At 39.4% G+C, this 18242-nt stretch carries 21 protein-coding genes; 11 read left to right on the top strand and 10 right to left on the bottom strand.

Annotated features, from left to right (window positions below):
• Window positions 1-12 precede the first annotated feature (12 nt).
• The gene (locus AC0L6R_RS14890) at window positions 13-903 is read right to left on the bottom strand and encodes a dihydrodipicolinate synthase family protein (RefSeq protein WP_473271910.1); all 891 of its coding nucleotides are present in this window, start codon (window positions 901-903) and stop codon (window positions 13-15) included.
• Between the two features lie 130 nt (window positions 904-1033).
• Between AC0L6R_RS14890 and AC0L6R_RS14885 the strand changes: the two genes are divergently transcribed.
• The 3 genes from AC0L6R_RS14885 to AC0L6R_RS14875 all read left to right on the top strand — a co-directional run bounded on the left by AC0L6R_RS14885 (window position 1034) and on the right by AC0L6R_RS14875 (window position 2866).
• Window positions 1034-1900 (top strand): AraC family transcriptional regulator, encoded by an 867-nt coding sequence (locus AC0L6R_RS14885; protein ID WP_473271909.1) that lies wholly within the window; start codon window positions 1034-1036, stop codon window positions 1898-1900.
• A gap of 401 nt (window positions 1901-2301) precedes the next feature.
• Window positions 2302-2643: a hypothetical protein gene (locus tag AC0L6R_RS14880; protein ID WP_473271908.1), complete on the top strand. Its 342-nt coding sequence runs from the start codon at window positions 2302-2304 to the stop codon at window positions 2641-2643.
• A gap of 13 nt (window positions 2644-2656) precedes the next feature.
• Entirely contained in the window at window positions 2657-2866 is a 210-nt protein-coding gene (locus AC0L6R_RS14875) for a hypothetical protein (protein ID WP_283412293.1), read from the top strand.
• A 39-nt stretch (window positions 2867-2905) separates the two neighbouring features.
• On the opposite strand, the gene AC0L6R_RS14870 is transcribed toward AC0L6R_RS14875, so the two are convergent.
• Window positions 2906-6550, bottom strand: coding sequence for an ABC transporter permease/M1 family aminopeptidase (locus AC0L6R_RS14870; protein WP_473271907.1), 3645 nt, complete (start codon window positions 6548-6550; stop codon window positions 2906-2908).
• A 9-nt stretch (window positions 6551-6559) separates the two neighbouring features.
• On the bottom strand, window positions 6560-7447 hold the full coding sequence (locus AC0L6R_RS14865) for an ABC transporter ATP-binding protein (protein WP_473271906.1): 888 nt from the start codon (window positions 7445-7447) through the stop codon (window positions 6560-6562).
• Between the two features lie 408 nt (window positions 7448-7855).
• Between AC0L6R_RS14865 and AC0L6R_RS14860 the strand changes: the two genes are divergently transcribed.
• Both AC0L6R_RS14860 and AC0L6R_RS14855 read left to right on the top strand, forming a co-directional pair.
• A complete protein-coding gene (locus AC0L6R_RS14860) occupies window positions 7856-9538 on the top strand; it encodes a DUF885 family protein (RefSeq protein WP_473271905.1) in 1683 nt (560 codons plus the stop codon).
• Window positions 9539-9635: 97 nt separating this feature from the next.
• Window positions 9636-9809: a hypothetical protein gene (locus tag AC0L6R_RS14855; protein WP_473271904.1), complete on the top strand. Its 174-nt coding sequence runs from the start codon at window positions 9636-9638 to the stop codon at window positions 9807-9809.
• Between the two features lie 370 nt (window positions 9810-10179).
• Here AC0L6R_RS14855 and AC0L6R_RS14850 read toward each other — a convergent pair whose 3' ends face one another.
• From AC0L6R_RS14850 to gltX, 7 genes are all read right to left on the bottom strand, one after another.
• A complete protein-coding gene (locus AC0L6R_RS14850; protein WP_473271903.1) occupies window positions 10180-10758 on the bottom strand; it encodes a Spy/CpxP family protein refolding chaperone in 579 nt (192 codons plus the stop codon).
• Window positions 10739-10945 carry a hypothetical protein gene (locus tag AC0L6R_RS14845; RefSeq protein WP_473271902.1) on the bottom strand — a complete coding sequence of 69 codons (207 nt, stop codon included), beginning with the start codon at window positions 10943-10945 and terminating at the stop codon, window positions 10739-10741. The genes AC0L6R_RS14850 and AC0L6R_RS14845 overlap by 20 nt, the downstream gene beginning before the upstream one ends.
• 10 nt (window positions 10946-10955) lie before the next feature.
• Window positions 10956-11267, bottom strand: coding sequence for a hypothetical protein (locus tag AC0L6R_RS14840; protein WP_283412298.1), 312 nt, complete (start codon window positions 11265-11267; stop codon window positions 10956-10958).
• Window positions 11257-11751, bottom strand: coding sequence for an RNA polymerase sigma factor (locus AC0L6R_RS14835; RefSeq protein ID WP_473271901.1), 495 nt, complete (start codon window positions 11749-11751; stop codon window positions 11257-11259). The genes AC0L6R_RS14840 and AC0L6R_RS14835 overlap by 11 nt, the downstream gene beginning before the upstream one ends.
• Before the next feature lie 95 nt (window positions 11752-11846).
• On the bottom strand, window positions 11847-12524 hold the full coding sequence (locus tag AC0L6R_RS14830) for a porin family protein (RefSeq protein ID WP_473271900.1): 678 nt from the start codon (window positions 12522-12524) through the stop codon (window positions 11847-11849).
• 136 nt (window positions 12525-12660) lie between these two features.
• A complete protein-coding gene (locus tag AC0L6R_RS14825; protein ID WP_283412301.1) occupies window positions 12661-12864 on the bottom strand; it encodes a hypothetical protein in 204 nt (67 codons plus the stop codon).
• Between the two features lie 11 nt (window positions 12865-12875).
• Window positions 12876-14414, bottom strand: coding sequence for a glutamate--tRNA ligase (gene gltX / locus AC0L6R_RS14820; protein WP_283412302.1), 1539 nt, complete (start codon window positions 14412-14414; stop codon window positions 12876-12878).
• Window positions 14415-14718: 304 nt separating this feature from the next.
• On the opposite strand from gltX, the gene AC0L6R_RS14815 reads away from it, so the two are divergent.
• From AC0L6R_RS14815 to AC0L6R_RS14790, 6 genes are read left to right on the top strand one after another with little or no spacing between them, the layout of a single operon-like run.
• Window positions 14719-16215 (top strand): hypothetical protein, encoded by a 1497-nt coding sequence (locus AC0L6R_RS14815; RefSeq protein ID WP_473271899.1) that lies wholly within the window; start codon window positions 14719-14721, stop codon window positions 16213-16215.
• Window positions 16203-16631, top strand: a complete 429-nt coding sequence (locus AC0L6R_RS14810; RefSeq protein ID WP_473271898.1) for a hypothetical protein — start codon at window positions 16203-16205, stop codon at window positions 16629-16631. Before AC0L6R_RS14815 ends, AC0L6R_RS14810 begins: the two co-directional genes overlap by 13 nt.
• A 14-nt stretch (window positions 16632-16645) precedes the next feature.
• Window positions 16646-17068: a hypothetical protein gene (locus tag AC0L6R_RS14805; RefSeq protein ID WP_473271897.1), complete on the top strand. Its 423-nt coding sequence runs from the start codon at window positions 16646-16648 to the stop codon at window positions 17066-17068.
• Between the two features lie 24 nt (window positions 17069-17092).
• On the top strand, window positions 17093-17365 hold the full coding sequence (locus AC0L6R_RS14800) for a hypothetical protein (RefSeq protein WP_473271896.1): 273 nt from the start codon (window positions 17093-17095) through the stop codon (window positions 17363-17365).
• Between the two features lie 30 nt (window positions 17366-17395).
• Window positions 17396-17542 (top strand): hypothetical protein, encoded by a 147-nt coding sequence (locus AC0L6R_RS14795; protein ID WP_473271895.1) that lies wholly within the window; start codon window positions 17396-17398, stop codon window positions 17540-17542.
• Between the two features lie 19 nt (window positions 17543-17561).
• Complete coding sequence (locus AC0L6R_RS14790; RefSeq protein ID WP_473271894.1) at window positions 17562-18104, top strand: hypothetical protein; 543 nt, start codon at window positions 17562-17564, stop codon at window positions 18102-18104.
• The last annotated feature ends 138 nt before the right edge of the window (window positions 18105-18242 follow it).

The raw sequence follows: 18242 nt of genomic DNA, 5'->3' as shown, positions 1-18242 counted from the left end.
TAACACTATAATCTACAATTTAGGTCGTTTAGCCAAACCATCGGTAATGATTTTCTCAACTCTTGCTCTTTCTTCTCCGATCAAGGTCAATCTTGGTGCACGTACGTGTTCAGATCCAATGCCGCAATGCTGCTCCGCAAGCTTTATGTATTGTACTAGTTTTGGATGGATATCAAGTTCCAACAGAGGGAGGAACCAACGATAGATTTCTCTCGCCTCTTCGTTTTTACCATCGTTGATTAGGTTAAAAATTGTCACTGTTTCCTTCGGAAAAGCGCAAACTAAACCAGCAACCCAACCGTCTGCTCCCATTACCAATTCTTCCATCGCAAGCGTATCCACTCCACAAAGCAATTTGAAACGATCGCCAAAACGATTGCGCATACGAGTCACATTAGAAATGTCACGAGTTGATTCTTTGATTGCCTCAATATTTTTACATTCTGCAAGCTCAGCAAACATGTCTATGGTTACCAGTGTTTTATAATCCACAGGATTGTTATAAATCATTATTGGAAGATCCGTAGAATTCGCTACAGTTTTAAAATACGTAACTACTTCCCGAGCGTCAGCAGCATATCTCATTGGAGGAAGTATCATCAAACCAGCAGCTCCCAACTCTTTAGCTTTTGCCGCCCAGAAAAGTGCCTCTTGAGTTGCTCCTTCTGCTATATTCAAAATCACCGGTACTTTGCTATCAAGGTAATTAACTGTTTCTCGGGTTAGGGTAATCTTTTCCTCCTGAGTTAGTACAGAACTTTCACCGAGGGTTCCGCCTAGAATAATTCCGTGAACTCCGGATTCCAGTTGGAAATCAATGTTTTTGAAAAATAGATCCATATCCAAACTTCCGTCAGCATGGAATTTAGTCGTTACAGCGGGGAATACACCTTTCCAGTTCATAGCTTTTTTCTTTCAAAATTAGAGCATGAGTTAAAAGCATGAAAGTGGTCTATTAGTAAATAATGACTCTATTTTGATCAAATATTGATTAATTCTCAGTTTATTTACTAATTCAAGCCTATTATGACAAATGAGTAAAGTTATTTCCTTTCAGATTCCTAAATCTGAAAATTCATTTATACAATATCAGGAAGACCGTGGAAAGCACTTCTACGACAGTCTCCACCAACATCCACAGGCTCAATTAACACTAATTGTAGAAGGGCGTGGCCAATTACTGGTTGGAGATTATGTTGGAAGGTTTGAGCCTGGGGATGTGTATTTGCTTGCCGAAAGTATCCCACATGTTTTCAGGAGCGATTCGGATTACTATCAGGAGGAAAGCAGTCTTAAGATAGGCGGAAACACTCTTTTCTTTGATTTCAAAGCTATGAATAAGGCATTCTCTGAGGTCGAAGACTTTCGAGACCTCATCCATCTCAATGAAAAAATAGCCGGATGTTTTAAGATTATTGGAGATACTAAAAACGAAATAGCAGCATTACTTGCTCGATTCGGTGAGTTTTCAGGATTGACTAGGCTAGGACATTGTATCCATATTTTATCATTGCTAGATTTTACGTCTCCGGATATAGAGGCTTTGAATCAAATCCCCATTATGAAAACAATGACTGAGCGAGATGGGCGTAGAATGGATCAAGTGATGCGTTATATCCTGGAGAACAGCAAAAGACAGATAACTTTGGAGGAAGTCGCTGAGCAGGCATATATGAGTAAGGAGGCATTTTGTAGATTTTTCAAACTTAGGACGAGAAAGACTTTTACTCAATATGTGCAGCAGCTCAGAATTACCGAAGCCAAGAAATTACTCTTAGAAACAGATTTAAGTATCTCCCAAGTCTCTTATCAAGTGGGTTTCCAGACATTATCCCATTTCAATAAAACATTCAAAGGTCTCACTGAAATGACTCCTAAAGATTGGAGAAAATTGGAATAAAAGAGCTGTCTAAAAGGCTCTATTGAGAAGAATATTCCCCAAAATAGGGTGATTAATTTGATTTTTTAATTGCTTATCTAACCTCGAAAATGGTTTGTTAAATCCTGTTAACAGGTTAATAAGAGGCTTTTAGAGCGTTATTGGGGTGCTGTATTTTTTTAGTGGCATTTGCTTTGGCAATACTGAAGAGAAAACAAACCAACATCAACAATGAAAAAGTTATTATTATCACTCACGCTCATGATGGCAGTTTTTGCTTCCTATGCACAGACTACCAGAGAAATCGAAGATATCAATGAAGATAATTCCTGCTAAAACTTGGGCTTAATCTAGGTGTTCCAGTCGGAGACCTTGGAGATTATTCGTCTTTCGCTTTCGGGCTTGATGTAGCCGGACAGTTTATGAGAACAGATAATTTTGGATTAGGTATCGTATCGGGGTACACGCAGTATTTTAAAAAATCAGATGTTGCAGGAGCTCAGGATTTCGGAGCCATTCCATTAGGATTGATGCTAAGATATTATCCTCAACCTACAGGATTCTTTGTAGGAACGGATGTGGGGTATACCTTTTTGACAGGTGATATTGCAAGTGACGGTGGGTTTTACATCCGTCCGCAGGTAGGTTACCATAATTACGATTGGAATATTTTTGCTTTTTATAATCAAGTCTTCACTTCAGCTCCTTCAGTTGATATTCAGACTATTGGAGTAGCGGCGACTTATAATATTAGATTCAAATAAAAATAAACTGACCATGAAAAATCAACTTAAAAAGTACTCGCAGAGTGTGTTTTTATTTCTAATGACCATGTTCTTTTCTGTAGCTGCCTTTGCTCAGGATGGTGGATTAGATATCGATGTGAATATCGGTAAGGAAGAATGGTACCAACAGCCTTGGGCTTGGGTAGTAGGTGGAGCTATATTCGTTTTAATACTTGTAGCCTTGCTTAGAAAAAGGAAATAACAAAAAGGGTCGTTTCAACTTGAAACGACCCTTTTTGCATTACTCTACTTCTACACTTATGGTGTTGTCGTCAGGTATTCGATCTATCAATTTATTATATGGATCAATTCCTGCTTTTACAGGTTCACCTTTTACTCTTATAGTAAGGGTGGTTTTACCTGTTTTGAGCTTGTATTTCTGAACAAAAAGTGGATTAACCCGATCTTTTCCATTTTCATCGGTATCATCAGCTGCGAAGATTCCCACATCGATGTAATCACCTTCGTATTGAGCATCTGATTCTTGCCCTCCTGAATCCGCATAAAGTTTTTGGGACTTCAATTTCAGGGTTACATCATATTCTCCATCAGCTATTTTTGTCGCAGTCACTTCTTCTGCTTTGTTGTCATAAAGCGTGATTTTGTTCCATGTGTCGTCCAAATAGTACATTAGACTATCAGGCGTCTTGGCTGCGAGGTGTCTGTATAAGTCGGAACTTCCAGGGAAAGGTGGTGCTTGACGCAATCCAAATTCCTTGTTGAAATTGTACAGAGCTGAGTCAATTGCTTCTTCTCCTATAAGGTCCCGAAGACCATAGAGGATCAGACTCCCTTTATTATACCATTGGTAGGCCCGATTACAATTGATGAAGACATTTTCTTTTTTACCCTCATTTGCCCTACCGCTGAGATAGTCATCCAATTCGTCTTTCAGGAATCGCTTCATGTTTTCTTTGCCATACTTACGTTCTGAAAGAATCAATGCTGAGAATTCTGCTAAAGCTTCCGAAATTAAATTGGCTCCTCGAGTATAATTTGGAGTAATCTGATGCCCCCACCACTGATGTGCGAGTTCGTGCGCTGTCACGTAGTAGACGTAGTCAAAACTATTTGGATCAGAGAAATCTGCTACCCAACCAAAGCTTTCTGCAAAAGGGACTGTATTTGGGAATGATTGAGCAAAACCTGCATAGCGAGGAAATTCCAAAATTCGCATTTGGCGGAATTGGAAGTCTCCATAAGTATCAGAGAAATACTTTAACCCGTCCTTGTAGGAGTTTACAAAGCGATCAAGGTTGTAATCATGACCCTTCTGATAGTAAATTTCTATATTCACTTCCTTTCCTGAGGTCAAAGTTGCCTTATCACGAAGGACTTCATATTCGGCAGAAAGAACTGAGAAAAATGACTGAATAGGGGTATCCTGAATGTAATGGAAATAGCGACGATCACCTTCGATCCATTCCTTTTGCAAATAACCGGGTGCGATTGCAATTTGACTCGGTATGGTGCTGACTGTGGCCTCGAATTGTATCAAATCGGCTTCATCAGAGAATAAGAGTGTGTTTTTGCCATAAGGATCGTCATGAGGAGGTAGATCTTCCAGTTTTTCAGGAAGATCATATTCTCTTCTTTTTTCATCACTGTTAAGTTCGCCATCAGCTGAATAACCAATTTCAGGCATTCCGCCAGCGATAAAGCTTCCGTTATAAACCAATTCACGCCCAAAGCCAGAATTAGGGAATCCATCATTAGTCACTTTACTTTTGATCACAAGGTCCAGCGTGTCTCCTGGCATCATGGTCTCTGGTAAAGCAGTGATTTTATACCATTCTCGGTCCGGCTTTTTACCGAAAATCTGAAATTTGGCAGGTTCATAGACCAAAGGGAAACGGTATGGCAGACTTGTTCCTTGGTAAAGAATTTCAAAATCCGTCAAGCTGGTGCTATTAAAATGTACTGAGTCAATTGGTTCATTGGTTTTATTTACCATTTGAACAGCAGCTTCAAAATAGGCATCCCGCTCCATTGGAAAAAGGTCTGCTTTGAGGTTGACTTTGGTTATTTTAGGTTGAGCCATAAACTCATATTGCTTCAACTGCTTTTCATAGGCCACCTGTCGTAACTCACCCTCATCGCTGGTTCGGTAGCTATTTTCATAAACTACAGCATTGAAAATATAGGCGCCAGAGGCGATTCCTATCAGTAGGAAAATGTATGCTGCTATGGAAGTTTTCTGAGTCAGGCGACTTTTGGCAGTTCTCCAGGTGTTTTTCCAGGAATTCTCTGTTCCTCTGCTGTAGAAAATGCTGAAGAAAAGAATTAGGAATAAGCCTATTGCTGTCCAATAGAGGTTAAACCAAAATAGTGGTTCCCCAAAATGCCCTAGTCCATTCATATCGCTCCAGCGATAGCCAGGCTTATACGAAAAGAAGAATGGGTTGAAATCATATCCTGCGAAGTCGCGCAACACGATCATCACCATCCAAATACCAATAGCTGCCGCGTGACCTGCAAATTTATTATTGACCACCAAGTGTACCGCAAATACCAGCATCACCATTTGTAGGTAATCAGGAAGGGAAATCAAGTAACTATCGACGAGATAAACTCCCAAATCGTAATTGAAATATCCCTTAAGTGTTTGAACTAGTAATCCCACAATAATTGGAATGGTTGCCAGCATTAAGCAGATAAATGCCATTCCTGCAAATTTGGAAGCGATTACGGTTCCGTCTTTGACAGGGAAAGTGTCATTGATCACTGAATATCCTGATGACTTGTCGCGATGCAAACTTTCTCCGGTGAAAAACACAATGATAATGAATACAAAGAGGTTGTAATCAAAGGTTTTATACTCCATCAAAAAGGAAGTAGATGGAAAATTAGGTACACTGTACAGTGTGTTTCCAATCCAGAAATCCAGAATCAAAAACACCAAACCACCTAGTAGAATTGACTTGAAATAAATATCCTTGAAGATGTTTTGAAACTCTATTTTGGATAGGGTTTTGAAACTGTTCCACTGATAGTTTCCTGCGAAATTTACTTTTGCAAGCACATTTTGTAGGATTGGAGTTTTCTCTTCCTGCTTTTCTGATTTCGTTTTTTTCTGTTGATTTTGAAAGAAATAGGTAAAACTAAATCTCGAATATGCAGCTACGAAAAAGAGAATACCGACCCCGATCCAAAGCAATCTGTTGATCAACAGGTTTCCAACCACGGGTAGGATAAAGTTGTTCTGCTCAAATGGAGTGAGGTAACGAGTTTGGAAATTGAATGTGTTTATCCCAAAAGGATCCATAATTTCCACTAAATCTTTGTTCTCAATATCCTGAGAAAGAAAATTTGCGAGCAGATAAATGATGAAGACTACTATTCCTCCGGAATAAATGGATTTGATATTTCTGGTAAATACAATTAATGCAAAGAATAAAGAACCTGCCAACCATAAGTTGGGAAGAGAAAGTGTAATCCATGGATGGAGGTAATTTATAAGTAAGTTTGGGCCATAGCGTAGCTCATCTGTGCCGAATAATGGGCCTAAAAGCGTTCCTAAATAAAACCCGACGAGGCTACCAAAAGAGATGAAAACCAAAGTGGCAAAAGAGCCCCAAAATCTTCCCATGAAATAGGCAAATTTAGAGATTGGGTAACTAAAGAGGAAAGTGCCAGTCTTATGCTCAAGGTCACGATAAATGGGCACCCCCATAACTGCGGAGGCAATCAAAATCCCAAATATCGAAAGTAAGAGTTGAAGGTTTGCAATCACAATAGGGGCATTGTGATAAACCTTCTCCGAAGCAGGTGTGTTGCCGAATCCGACCAAAAGGAGCGGGACGATTAGCAACATCATAAAATAGATGTATGTCGCCGGACGACTGAATCTATATTTCAGTTCAAAAATGAAAATATCTAAAAACATGGCTATAGATTAAATGGTGATCGGATCCACCTTTTTAGAAATATGGCTGAAATACACATCTTCCAAATCAGCTGGAACTGCTTCAAATCCATTTCCAGGGGTTTCGTTACTCTCTATTCTTAAGCTTAATTTTCCTTCTAGAAGTTTGGTGGAAATTACAGAATACTTTTCCCGGTAATTTCCTAAGTCAGATTTCTCAATGGATTTCTTGTAAATTTTACCGTTCACTGAAGCAATTCCCTCAGCTGGTTTTCCTTGCATTAGAACCTCGCCTTGACAAATAATCGCCATGTTTGAGCACAGGGTATTCACATCTTCAACAATATGTGTGGAAAGTATCACAACTGTGTTTTCTCCAATTTCTGAAAGGAGATTATAAAAGCGATTTCTCTCAGAAGGATCCAGCCCGGCTGTAGGTTCATCGACTATAATTAGGGAAGGACTTCCTACCAAAGCTTGAGCGATTCCAAATCGCTGGCGCATACCACCAGAATAAGTACCTAATCCTTTTTTACGATGCGTGTATAGATTTACTTTTTGAAGTAGGCTTTCCACTAATACTTTACGTTCTGACCTGTTTCCAATTCCCTTCATTTGAGCGATATGATCTAGCATCACTTCCGCACTGATCCTTGGGTAGAGACCGAAATCCTGAGGTAAATAACCTAATCGTTCACGTACGGCCTGTTTATCCTCCAAAACATTAATATTGTCTAACATGATACTTCCTGAATCTGGATCCTGAAGTGTCGCAATAGTTCGCATTAGGGTAGATTTTCCTGCTCCATTTGGCCCAAGCAGTCCAAACATCCCTTGAGGGATAGTCAAAGAAATGTCATTCAAAGCCTTTACTCCATTAGGATAGGTCTTTGAAAGATTAGTGATTTTTAATTCCATAGTAAATGGGGTTTGGTGGGCTTGCTTTTTCTAGGGCTAAAAAATTGCCTTAAAAAGAAAAAGCAATGGTTAAAAATAATTACATAAATCACTTGTCGACGACCTTCAAGTAATTGCTGTTTGGGTCAATTCATGAAGTGCCTAAACTCCTGATTTGCTTCAATATAAGTATTTGAGTACAAATTATTTGTCGCTTAATGCTAAAAATCAATTTTACCGCTAATCAAAGATTTGCTATTCTAAAGGTTTATAGAGAAGTCATTTGGAGGATTTAGACGCAAAAGATTTAATTTAAGGCTTCACATTATCATTGATATAAGAAATCGAGCCTGCCCCTAGCCGCACAAATGGGATGAAAGTAACCTATGCGAGATTCTATATGAACTTTGAAAAGCAACTTACATGCAGATGAAAAAAATCTATTTACTTCTGATTTTATGTTTATTCTCCTTTGTGGGATTTTCGACCGAACTTGCTGAAACCATTCAGACCTATCAAGCTGATTATGGAGCATTGAGGAGACTTTATTCCAACCCTTTTTCTGAGGAATATTTTTCCAGAATTCAGAAATTCAACCAGGAGTATTTAAGCAATTTGGGTAAAGTGAATTACAATTCTCTGTCAGAAGATGGTAAAATAGATTATGTGCTTTTCCGGAATTATTTAGAAAAGGAGCTGGCTGAGCTGGCCATTGAAAAAGCCTCTTTTGATGAAATAGCTGGAGTTTTGGCATTTTCAAAACCCCTTGAAGAATTCTATCAAGGAAGAAGAAGAGCCAAGAAGCCAGAACCTCAAAAACTCGCTGCTTCTTGGAATGAAATAGCAAAGCAAGTAGACGCTCAACTTAAAAATCTTTCCTCGACACCGAAATACAATAGCTGGCAGAAAGCAGATCTTGCAGCCACCGTAGTAGAAGCGATGTACAAAGCTACCGGAGAAGCATACAATTATTACTTCGACTATGACCCGATGTTCACCTGGTGCATGCCCGAGCCTTGGAAAAAGCTCGATGCTAGCATGAAAGCTTATGCTAAAGCTTTGCGCGAGCACTATACCAATTCGGTGAAGGATGATGGAAGTGGAATTATCGGAAGGCCTATAGGCAGAGATGCTTTGGAGAAACAGTTGGCATTTGAGATGATTGCTTATAGTCCAGAAGAATTGATAGCGGAAGCGGAGAAGCAATTTGCTTGGTGTGAGAAAGAAATGCTGAAAGCATCTAATGAACTCGGCTTTGGTGATGACTGGAAAGCAGCACTGGAAATGGTGAAAGAAGCATATTTCCCAGCCGGAGAATGGCCTGCAGAAGTTATCCGATTGGCTGAGGAAGCTACAGACTATGTGGAAAAAAATGATTTGGTTACTGTACCGCCTTTGGCAAAGGAAACTTGGAGGACAGTTATGATCTCTGCTGAGCGCCAACGCGTAAGCCCATTTTTTCTCGGTGGCGAATCTATACAGATTGCATATCCTACCTCAGAAATGAGTCATGAGGACAAGATGATGAGTATGCGAGGGAATAACCCGCATTTTTCTAGAGCGACCGTTCAGCACGAGCTGATTCCGGGTCATCATTTACAGCAGTTTATGAACCAGCGAAATATGACTCATCGACGTATGTTTGGAACCCCGTTTTGGACCGAAGGCTGGGCTTTGTATTGGGAGTTTGTTTTATGGGACAAGGATTTTCCGAGAGATGCAAAGGATAAAGTAGGGATGCTTTTCTGGAGAATGCACCGCTGCGCACGGATCATTTTCTCTCTGAATTATCATTTGGAGAAAATGACTCCACAAGAGTGTATTGACCTTTTGGTTAATAAAGTTGGTCATGAAACTGCCAATGCCGAAGCTGAGGTAAGGAGATCATTTGAAGGAGGATATGGTCCTCTTTATCAAATAGCCTACATGATAGGTGCATTAGAATTCTATTCGTTAAGAGATGAAGTAGTCAATTCTGGTAAAATGACCGAGAAGGAATACCATGATTTGGTGCTAAGCCAAAATGCGATGCCTGTGGAGATATTGCGGGCCAAAGTGACTGGAAATCAGCTGAAAAAAGATCACAAAGCGAGCTGGAGGTTTTTGGATTAAAATAATTTGCAGAAAAAAACGTAATTTCAATAGTTCTTAATTTTAAATGGTACACCTGTGAACGCAGAAACTCAAGCTAAATCTTATCCAACGTGAAATGAAGATTGAAAAAACCGCCACACTCGAAAGGATAGAGGATATAATCATCCAAGATGAAATGAAGCTTAGATTGAAGGAATCTCTGGAGGATATTGAAGAGGGAAGAGTCCACTCTGTTGAAGAATTTAGAAAAATGAATGAAAAATGGTTCAAGGAGAGAGGTATGAAGTAGTCCTTACTAGGTCTTCAATCTTGAGATTTCAAGATGAAATTTATCCTTACTTGAATTCAAATTTTAGTCCTAAGCGAGTTTTCGAAATAGACAATGAAATTTTTGAAAAAGTAGACTCGCTTCAACATCACCCTCATCGCTGTTCAAAATAGCAGATGTTGATAAATGATCCCAAAGCTTCTTCGATTTCTTCTCTATCGAGCTACTAGCCGGTTTGAACTTAAGATCATGTTCTATATTGATGAATTGTCTAGTCGGGTATTTGTCACAGATTTTTTTCCAACTAAGATGAATCCCGCCAAAATTAGATCAACATAAAAAAGGAGTCCGAATTCGGACTCCTTTTCCATTTATAAAACCAAGAATCGAATTACTTTTTAGGATACTCTTTTAAGGTGATAATAATTACTCCATTTTCACCTTTTTTACCATAGAGGTCAATGGCAGACTTGTCTTTCAAGACGCTAATACTTTCAATGTCATTCGGATTAATATCCTTCAAAGCCCCGTGTGGAATAGTAAGGTCTGAATTTTTAGATTTGATAATATAGAGTGGTGCGTTTTCTGAGCTGTTGGTCCCGCTCAACGTTACAGCTACTTTCGGGCTTGAAGAGTTGGAGCCAATACCTGCAACTCCAAAAAGTGGCTTACCTACTCTGTAGTTAGTGGCATAACCCTGACCAGATGTTGATGAGCTAACTGAGTTTTTACCATAACCTATGACACTTACCCCATTCACGGTTTCTATCCTTGGAGACTGCAATATTCCCTGCTGCTCTGGACTAAGTTCATTTTTGATAGAGACCATTGTGCTAAGCTGTTGCTTTTTCAGCGAGTTTTCAAGCGCTAAAACCTTGTCCATTTGCTTTTGAACCGCAACCGCATCGACTTTGGATTCATCCAAAAGCGCTTTTAGTTTTTCTGTGGCATCATCTAGATCCCACTTCATAGCACTGAATTTGCCTGGCATTCTCGCTATGGATTTTTTTGATATTCAAAGCCTGCGAATCGGTAAGTTCTAGTGCCTTTCGCATTTCCATTACTCTATCAGCAGAGTATAGATTTTTCTGAAATAGGTCTTGTGCAGTTGCAAAATTTGCTGACAGCATAAGACATAGGAAGAGTATATTTTTCATTTTAGTGTGATTAATATTCAGTCAATAATGAAGCAGTAGGTGATTCCCAGGTATCCAGGAATGTACTTTCTTCAATGGTGAAATGTTGATTTTGATTTTCATCCTCAACTAGCGTAATAATTACTACTTCAGGAGTTGTACTTTCGATAGGAGCAGGCTCTTGGATGAATAGAAATGCGAAGATCATAGACGCAGCAATTCCTGCAGGAATCCAAAACCCGAATTTCCGTGTTTTGACTTCTGGGAAAGCTGGGATTTCAATTCTCTCATCCTGCTTTTTCATCTGATCAAAAAAACGTTCTAATTGTTCGTCATTTTCCATATTCTTCTTGGATTTGAACTTTCGTAATTAATTCCTTGAGTTTCTTTTTCCCGCGATCGTAATGCGTTCTCGCGGTCCCTAGGCCGATCTGAAGGATTTCGGCACTTTGAGCGATGGTCATCTGATGATAAAAAACCATCAAAATCACTTCTCGCTGCATCTCTGGTAAGTGCTTGATTATTCCTTCATAATCAGTGGCGTCCACTTCCTCAGTAAGCTCTACTGGATCGTAGGAATCGGAAAGTGAAACTACTTTTCCAGCTTTTCGAAATTCGTCAATCGCCGTATATCTGATGATTGAAAAAAGCCAAGTTTTAGCTTTTGATGCATCCTTAAGCTTTGCCTGTCCCTCCAAAATCTTCAAATATGCCTGCTGAAGCACATCCTTTGCCATCTCATCCTCAAAAGAGCAACATTGCCTAGCCCAGAGGTATGCATCCCTATGGTGGGCTTTTAAGATATGATCAAGCTGGCTGCGATTCATTTACATCCATTAGTCGGGGAATGAATCTAATATATGACAGAGTGGATTGAAAAATTTGATGATTTTAAAATTGAAAAATTGTAGCGACGAATTTTTCAATTTTTCAATTTTTCAATTTTGGAATCTCTAACTCTAAACAAATACGCCAAAGTAAATTCCAGATTAGTGGAGTTCATGTCGAAAATACGTTCTTGTCCTTCTGGATTGGTGAAATCATAGGAAAATCGAACTTCGCCAGTTATAGTGTTTTTGCCGAAAAGTTTAGAGATTCCTGCTCCAGCTGTTAACCCGTACATGATTTTCCGAGGTTTATCTTCGGAACCTCCATAGGTCGGGATTTCTGCAGGAGAGGCGTTAGAAAATTCCCGGCTGATATCTTTTGCCTGAAGTAGATAGCCTAAATGTGGGCCAAGTTTGATCTGAAATCTCCCTGATTTTCCAAGAAAAAAGCTGGAAAGCATGGGGATTTTTAGGTAATCAAACTGAGTTTCATTGACTAATTCCGGTTCTATATCTTCATCAGAAACCTGCATGAAACCTAAGCTCAAAAACTGAAGATTGACTTCGATTCCGGCATTTTTTGCATTGAAATGTTCAAAAACCAAGGCAAATGTAGGGGTTCCGATTCCATCAACTGAAATCCCTCGGGTGCTGGGTGTGGGCCGATAGGAATAGGTGGAGGTAGTATAGCCTCCACGGATTCCGACACTTGTTTGCGCAAGTGCAGCTAAAGAGGATAAAATGAAAATGCCCGTCAGCAAAACTCTGTTCATGTCCAAAAGTAACTAATTATCGATTTTGTCAGGTTTTATTTAACGTTTTCTCGGATTCACGTGCTGGGAGGAGATAGAGCTAAACAAAAGAGCTCCATATGGGAGCTCTTTGTGCATTTGGTTAAGAAATTTGACCTTAGGATTTCTTTTCTTTTTCATCAGATTTCAAATCGTCTCTGTCCTTGAGTTTTTTGTCCTCTACATTTTTATTGAGAAACTCGTTGATTTTGTCAATAGAAAAGGAAGAGGAGATTTCTCCAAAGGAATTTATGTTCATCTTAAAGCCGTTCAAGTCTTCATGAACCTTAGGGTCTTCGTTTTTCTTTTTCTTCTTTGTCATAGCTTATGTATTTAGCCGATTACTTCTAGAGTAGCTAACGCAAATCTGATTCGCTTGGCCACTTCTTCAGTCCCTAAAATAGCAAAAATCTCCATCAAATCAGGCCCTGCACCTACACCAGTCACAGCCAAGCGAACCGCTTGCATTGATTTTCCTAATTTTAGTTCTTTTGCTTCGGCAGTTTCTCCAAGCAAAGCTTTAGCTTTTTCTGCATCGAAATCACCAGTGTACCCTTCTAGTGTCTCTGCATACGCAGTTAGGATTGTCACCGCATCAGCATTCCATCTTTTGCCTGCAATATCCTGATCAAATTCCGTAGGAGCTTCTACCACGAATCTACTTCCTTGCCAAATTTCTGCGGGGAAAGTCACGCGCTCCTTCATTAATGCTACCAAAGCTTCGGCTGTGTCCTGAATAATAGTTACTCCTTCTTTAGCTGCATCTGCAATCACATAGGGTGCTAATTCTGCATTTGATTTTGCTCTCAAATATTGCTCATTGAACCACTTTGCTTTCGCGATATCAAACTTAGTCCCTGACTTACCGATTCGCTCTACTGAGAAAGCTTCGATCAATTCTTCCAAAGAAAAAATTTCCCGCTCATCGCCTGGATTCCAGCCAAGGAATGCCAAGAAATTCAAAAAGGCATCTGACAAATAACCTTGCTCACGGAAGCCAGCTGCCGTATCGCCATCTACCTTGTTTTCCCAATTCAGTGGGAAGACAGGAAATCCTAGCTTATCACCATCACGCTTAGAAAGCTTTCCATTTCCGTCTGGCTTTAGCAAAAGAGGTAAGTGAGCAAACTCAGGCATCGTATCTTCCCAGCCAAAGAATTTATAGAGCAATACGTGTAAAGGAGCCGATGGAAGCCATTCTTCTCCACGGATTACATGGGTGATATTCATCAAATGATCATCGACGATATTTGCCAAATGGTACGTTGGCATCCCGTCAGATTTCATCAATACTTTGTCATCTAGCGTAGCAGACTGCACCATCACCCAGCCACGGATCATGTCATTGAGTCGAACTTCTTCCTTGCGTGGGATCTTTACACGGATCACATAGGGTTCTCCTGATGCCAATCTTGCCTTCACTTCTTCTTCAGGAAGTGTGAGCGAGTTTTTCATCTGAGTTCTTGTGATGCTGTTGTATTGTGGTTGAACTACGCGCGCAGCGGTCAATCTCTCACGCATGGCTTCAAGTTCCTCGGAAGTATCAAAAGCATAATAAGCGTGTCCAGCTTCTACTAGATCAAGCGCATATTGCATGTAGCTTGGCTTGCGCTCAGACTGGCGATAAGGAGCGCAGTCGCCGGGATTCCATGGGCTTTCGTCCGGAGAAATTCCCAGCCATTCCAGTGATTCTTTAATGTAATCTTCCGCTCCAGGGACAAAGCGAGTTTGATCTGTGTCTTCTATTCTTAGGAGAAACTTACCGCCCATTTTTCGGGCAAAAAGGTAATTGTAAAGCGCGGTACGTACACCGCCAATATGTAAAGGCCCCGTCGGTGATGGAGCGAATCTTACGCGAACTTCTCTACTCATGGATGTTTAGGTCGATACCCTCGCCAGTAAAGGTTAGGGCATGTTTTGATTTTGTGATCGGGGGCAAAGATAGGGAATTGTGGAGAAGAGGTTGTTTAATAAAACAAGAACTTGATGATCAGCAAATTTTAAAATAAGTGAATATTTCTTTCACCTATTGCATTCTAATAATATAATTAAGATTTTAAAAGACTCTTTCAACAAGTCAACTAAATTGGATTTTATGAAAAGCAATTCTACCCCCCCTCTCTACAAAAATCTGAATAGATTCCGTTTATTAGCATTTTTGTTCACTTTGAACCTAGTGTTTACCTCCTGCGTCAATGAAGAACCGGATACTCCAGTAGTTGAGATTGGAGAAAAGACTGAGCTTGCTTTAGTACAAGATTGGTTTGATGAAAACAAGACTAACTTAAGATTACCCAGGCGCGGAGCTAACTTCCGGACAGAATCCCAAGAACTGATCCTTCCCTTTTTCGAAAAGGAACCTGACTGGGACAAGTTTCATCATTATTATTTTCCGGATGGACGGGAAGTTTTTGAGATCAATCTGGATAATGCCGAATTCTATATTCCTTCTTCATCTCAAGATGAGAATACCCTGGAAAGTGGAGCGATTCAAAATATCATGTTTGTGAAAGATCCCGTAGATGAGCGTTTTGATCCCTTGATTGTACGCTACTTTCCAGATGATGCTTCTTCGACAAGGGATTTTAATGATCTGTATTACTTGGGCATCGATGAGAAATGGAGCGGTTGGATTGATCTTTTTTCATACGATGAGCATCATCTGATAGGGTTTCGGATTGATCAGGGGACAAAGGTCTCATCTAGGACGCTATCGCAGGAAAGCCAATTAGAATCAGAACTATCATCTGGTGCAAAGATGGTTTATGAATGTACTGAGACCACTACAGACTGGTATCAGGTCACGACTGTGGGGGGAGACAGCTCCGTAAAGTATCTTGACACTACCTATTCACAGGAGTGCGAGTGGGTAGATATTGGGGGAGGGACTGTTGGCGGTGGGGTTGTTGGTGGTGGTGGTAATCCTTCTGGCCCTAAGCCATATATTCCGCCTGTGATTCCAGCCCCAAAACTTATAATTGAGATTGATTTAACAGTTGCAAAACACCCACGAGTCAATTGTATAATAGGAAAACTTCAAATGTCGGATTTTGTGAAGGGTATTGCGTCTTTGGTGAAAACGGGAGACTTGACAAGGAATTCTGTGTTGAAGCTGGGGACCTTGTCCAAGACCACAAATGGTCAAACACAAAAGAGAAACGGAATATTTGAAATTACCATCAACAGAAACAATCTTGACGATAGATCGGATTTGCAGATTGCCACAACTGCTTTACATGAACTCGTCCATGCCGAAATATATGCAGCACTAGAAGCTAATGGAGAAACGCCTTTGGATGGTAATTTTGCTGAAAATTTCAATAAGTATGTCAATATTTATTACGGTACCAAAATACCTTCACATGATCTGCAGCATAAATATATGGCAGAGAATCTGATGGGTAAAATGGGCGAAGCGCTAATGAATATTCACAAATATCAGTTCCCGGAAGATTACCAATCATTGAACAATAGTGTGAAAAGGGATGGTACTTATCCAAATGGGGTCACAGTGGAGTTTTATAAGAATATGTTTTGGGGCGGGTTTAACAGCACTTTTGCTTTTGCTCAGATGGTAGCAATCAAGACAAATTTTCCAATTGTTTCGCCTTATGAGAAATATATTAGAGATAGTGATGCAGGTAAAAATCTGAAGAAATTATGTGGAAGTTAATCTTATTTATTAAGTTCTGGTTTCTATCCCAATCCACTACTGCTGACTATGTTGTTTTAATCGTAGATGATTGTCGACTTGCTAGGCATATGGAGACAGGGAACATTCCCGAGCAGGTTCTTATTGCTTTAACTTATAATGATAATAGGAAAATAGTTTCCCTCAGTAACACCTATGTATATCCTGAAGACAGACTCTCCACCATGAGCATGAAGTTTTTTGAAATATTAGAAAGCGACCCCAGCTATACATCTGATTTAAAAAGTTTTGATGCTTGGGCGGATTTTGCATATAGAAGAGATAAGAAAAAGATATTTGTTCTTATTCCAAGAGATTACTGCTCAGGAAAGCGCTTTGTGTTAGATCAAAGATTTACTTTATACGAAGTGCGTGTGTCTTTAATTCATGATGAATAATCTAATGAGAACACATGTGGAAATTAATTTTATTTATACAGTTCTGGTTTCTTCCTCAATCGCCTACTTCTGATTATGTAGTGTTGATTGTAAATGATTGCCAGCTTGCCGAAGCTGTAGAGAGAGGTGAAAATCCAAAAAGATTCTTTATTGCGCTGCATTATAAAGATGAAAGAGGCTTGGTTACTCTTGGTCATAACTATATATATCCTGAAGATAAGCCTGCCACCATGACTTTGAGCTATCCCAAAATACTGCAGAGTAATCCGATATTTACTTCAGACATCAATGATTTATTATCATGGGCAAAACTGGCAATAAATAAAAAAAAGATATTTATTATTCTCTCAAGTGACTATTGCTCCGGTAAGCGTTTTGTGTCAAATCAATCATTTATGCTATATGAAGTAAAGATTGGGCTAGAGCTTAATGAGTGATATATGTAAAATCTCTTTTAATCTATGATTCGATTTCCCTTAGTATTGTTTGTGTTATTCTTTTCTTCCAGTGGGTATAGAAGGGCTGATGAAAGCAATGAAATGTCGGGTCAGCGATCAGCCGAAATTTATATAGTTTTTAACCGATATCAAGCTGATACTGAATTTATAGATAGATCTACACCTGAAAAGAAAAGTTTCCAATATTTACGAGAGGGGTTTTATGATCCTAATCTACTTATCAGACTTTCTCATGATATTGACTTCCAAAAAAAGGTGATTACCCGTATTTGTTAAGATAGCAAGGTCGTCTGGTTCGATCAAGAGATGGAATATACTGATTGGTTTCACCTAAATAGTCTTGAGACTAACTATATTGTTTTTGAAGATGATTATCTAGTAAAAGGTTCATTGGATCCAGATCATGAATTTGAAGTTTATGAAGTTGGCATAAGTACTGGTGGAATAGAGTGATTACAAATAAATTTATTTAATGTCTAGTTTTGCAGCGATAAGTACATTGATTTTACTTCTAATTTCCTCATTGTTTTCCAAGGCAGAAAAAGAGAAGGTTTTTGTTATCATCGACGATTGTCAACAATGGGGAAAGCGTAGACAAATTGATGAGCAGTACTTCTCTATAACTACCAATAAAGTATGGCTTTCTTCCTCCTATTATTCTTATGATGAACAGGATACTTTGGCATCGGTTCACCTCTTTAATGGGGATACTGACTTGAATCCTCCTGAACTTTTGGAAATGTCTCTTGCTGAAATGTTAAATTCCGGTGTTCAGTTTTCGTCTGAAATTGGTGTCGAAGATTGGAGTACTTTTAATTCTGAAGGCTCAGAGCTTTATATTATTCTACCGGAGGATTTTTGTTCTGAAAAGAAATTCTTGCATTCCACTAATTTTACCCTTTATAAAACCAGAGTTAGAGTAGATTATCCCGGTCCTGAATGTATTCTTATTGATGACCCCATGCGGTTTTTCCCTAAAGATACAAGTCGGAGAAATAGGGACCCTAACAAATGATTGGGTGCCTTTTTTGTACCAAAGCATTTATTCTGAACTCTTATTGACTTCAGATGTTAATTAGCAGGGAAAAGCTGCTTAATATCAATCGTTGGAAATCATAAAGCACTAACTTTACCCCACCAACCTAAGTATTAA

The organism is Algoriphagus sp. 10J20-15 (genome assembly GCF_055809615.1).
The sequence above is the reverse complement of the archived record's forward strand: the minus strand, read 5'-3'. Positions and strand labels throughout refer to the sequence as shown.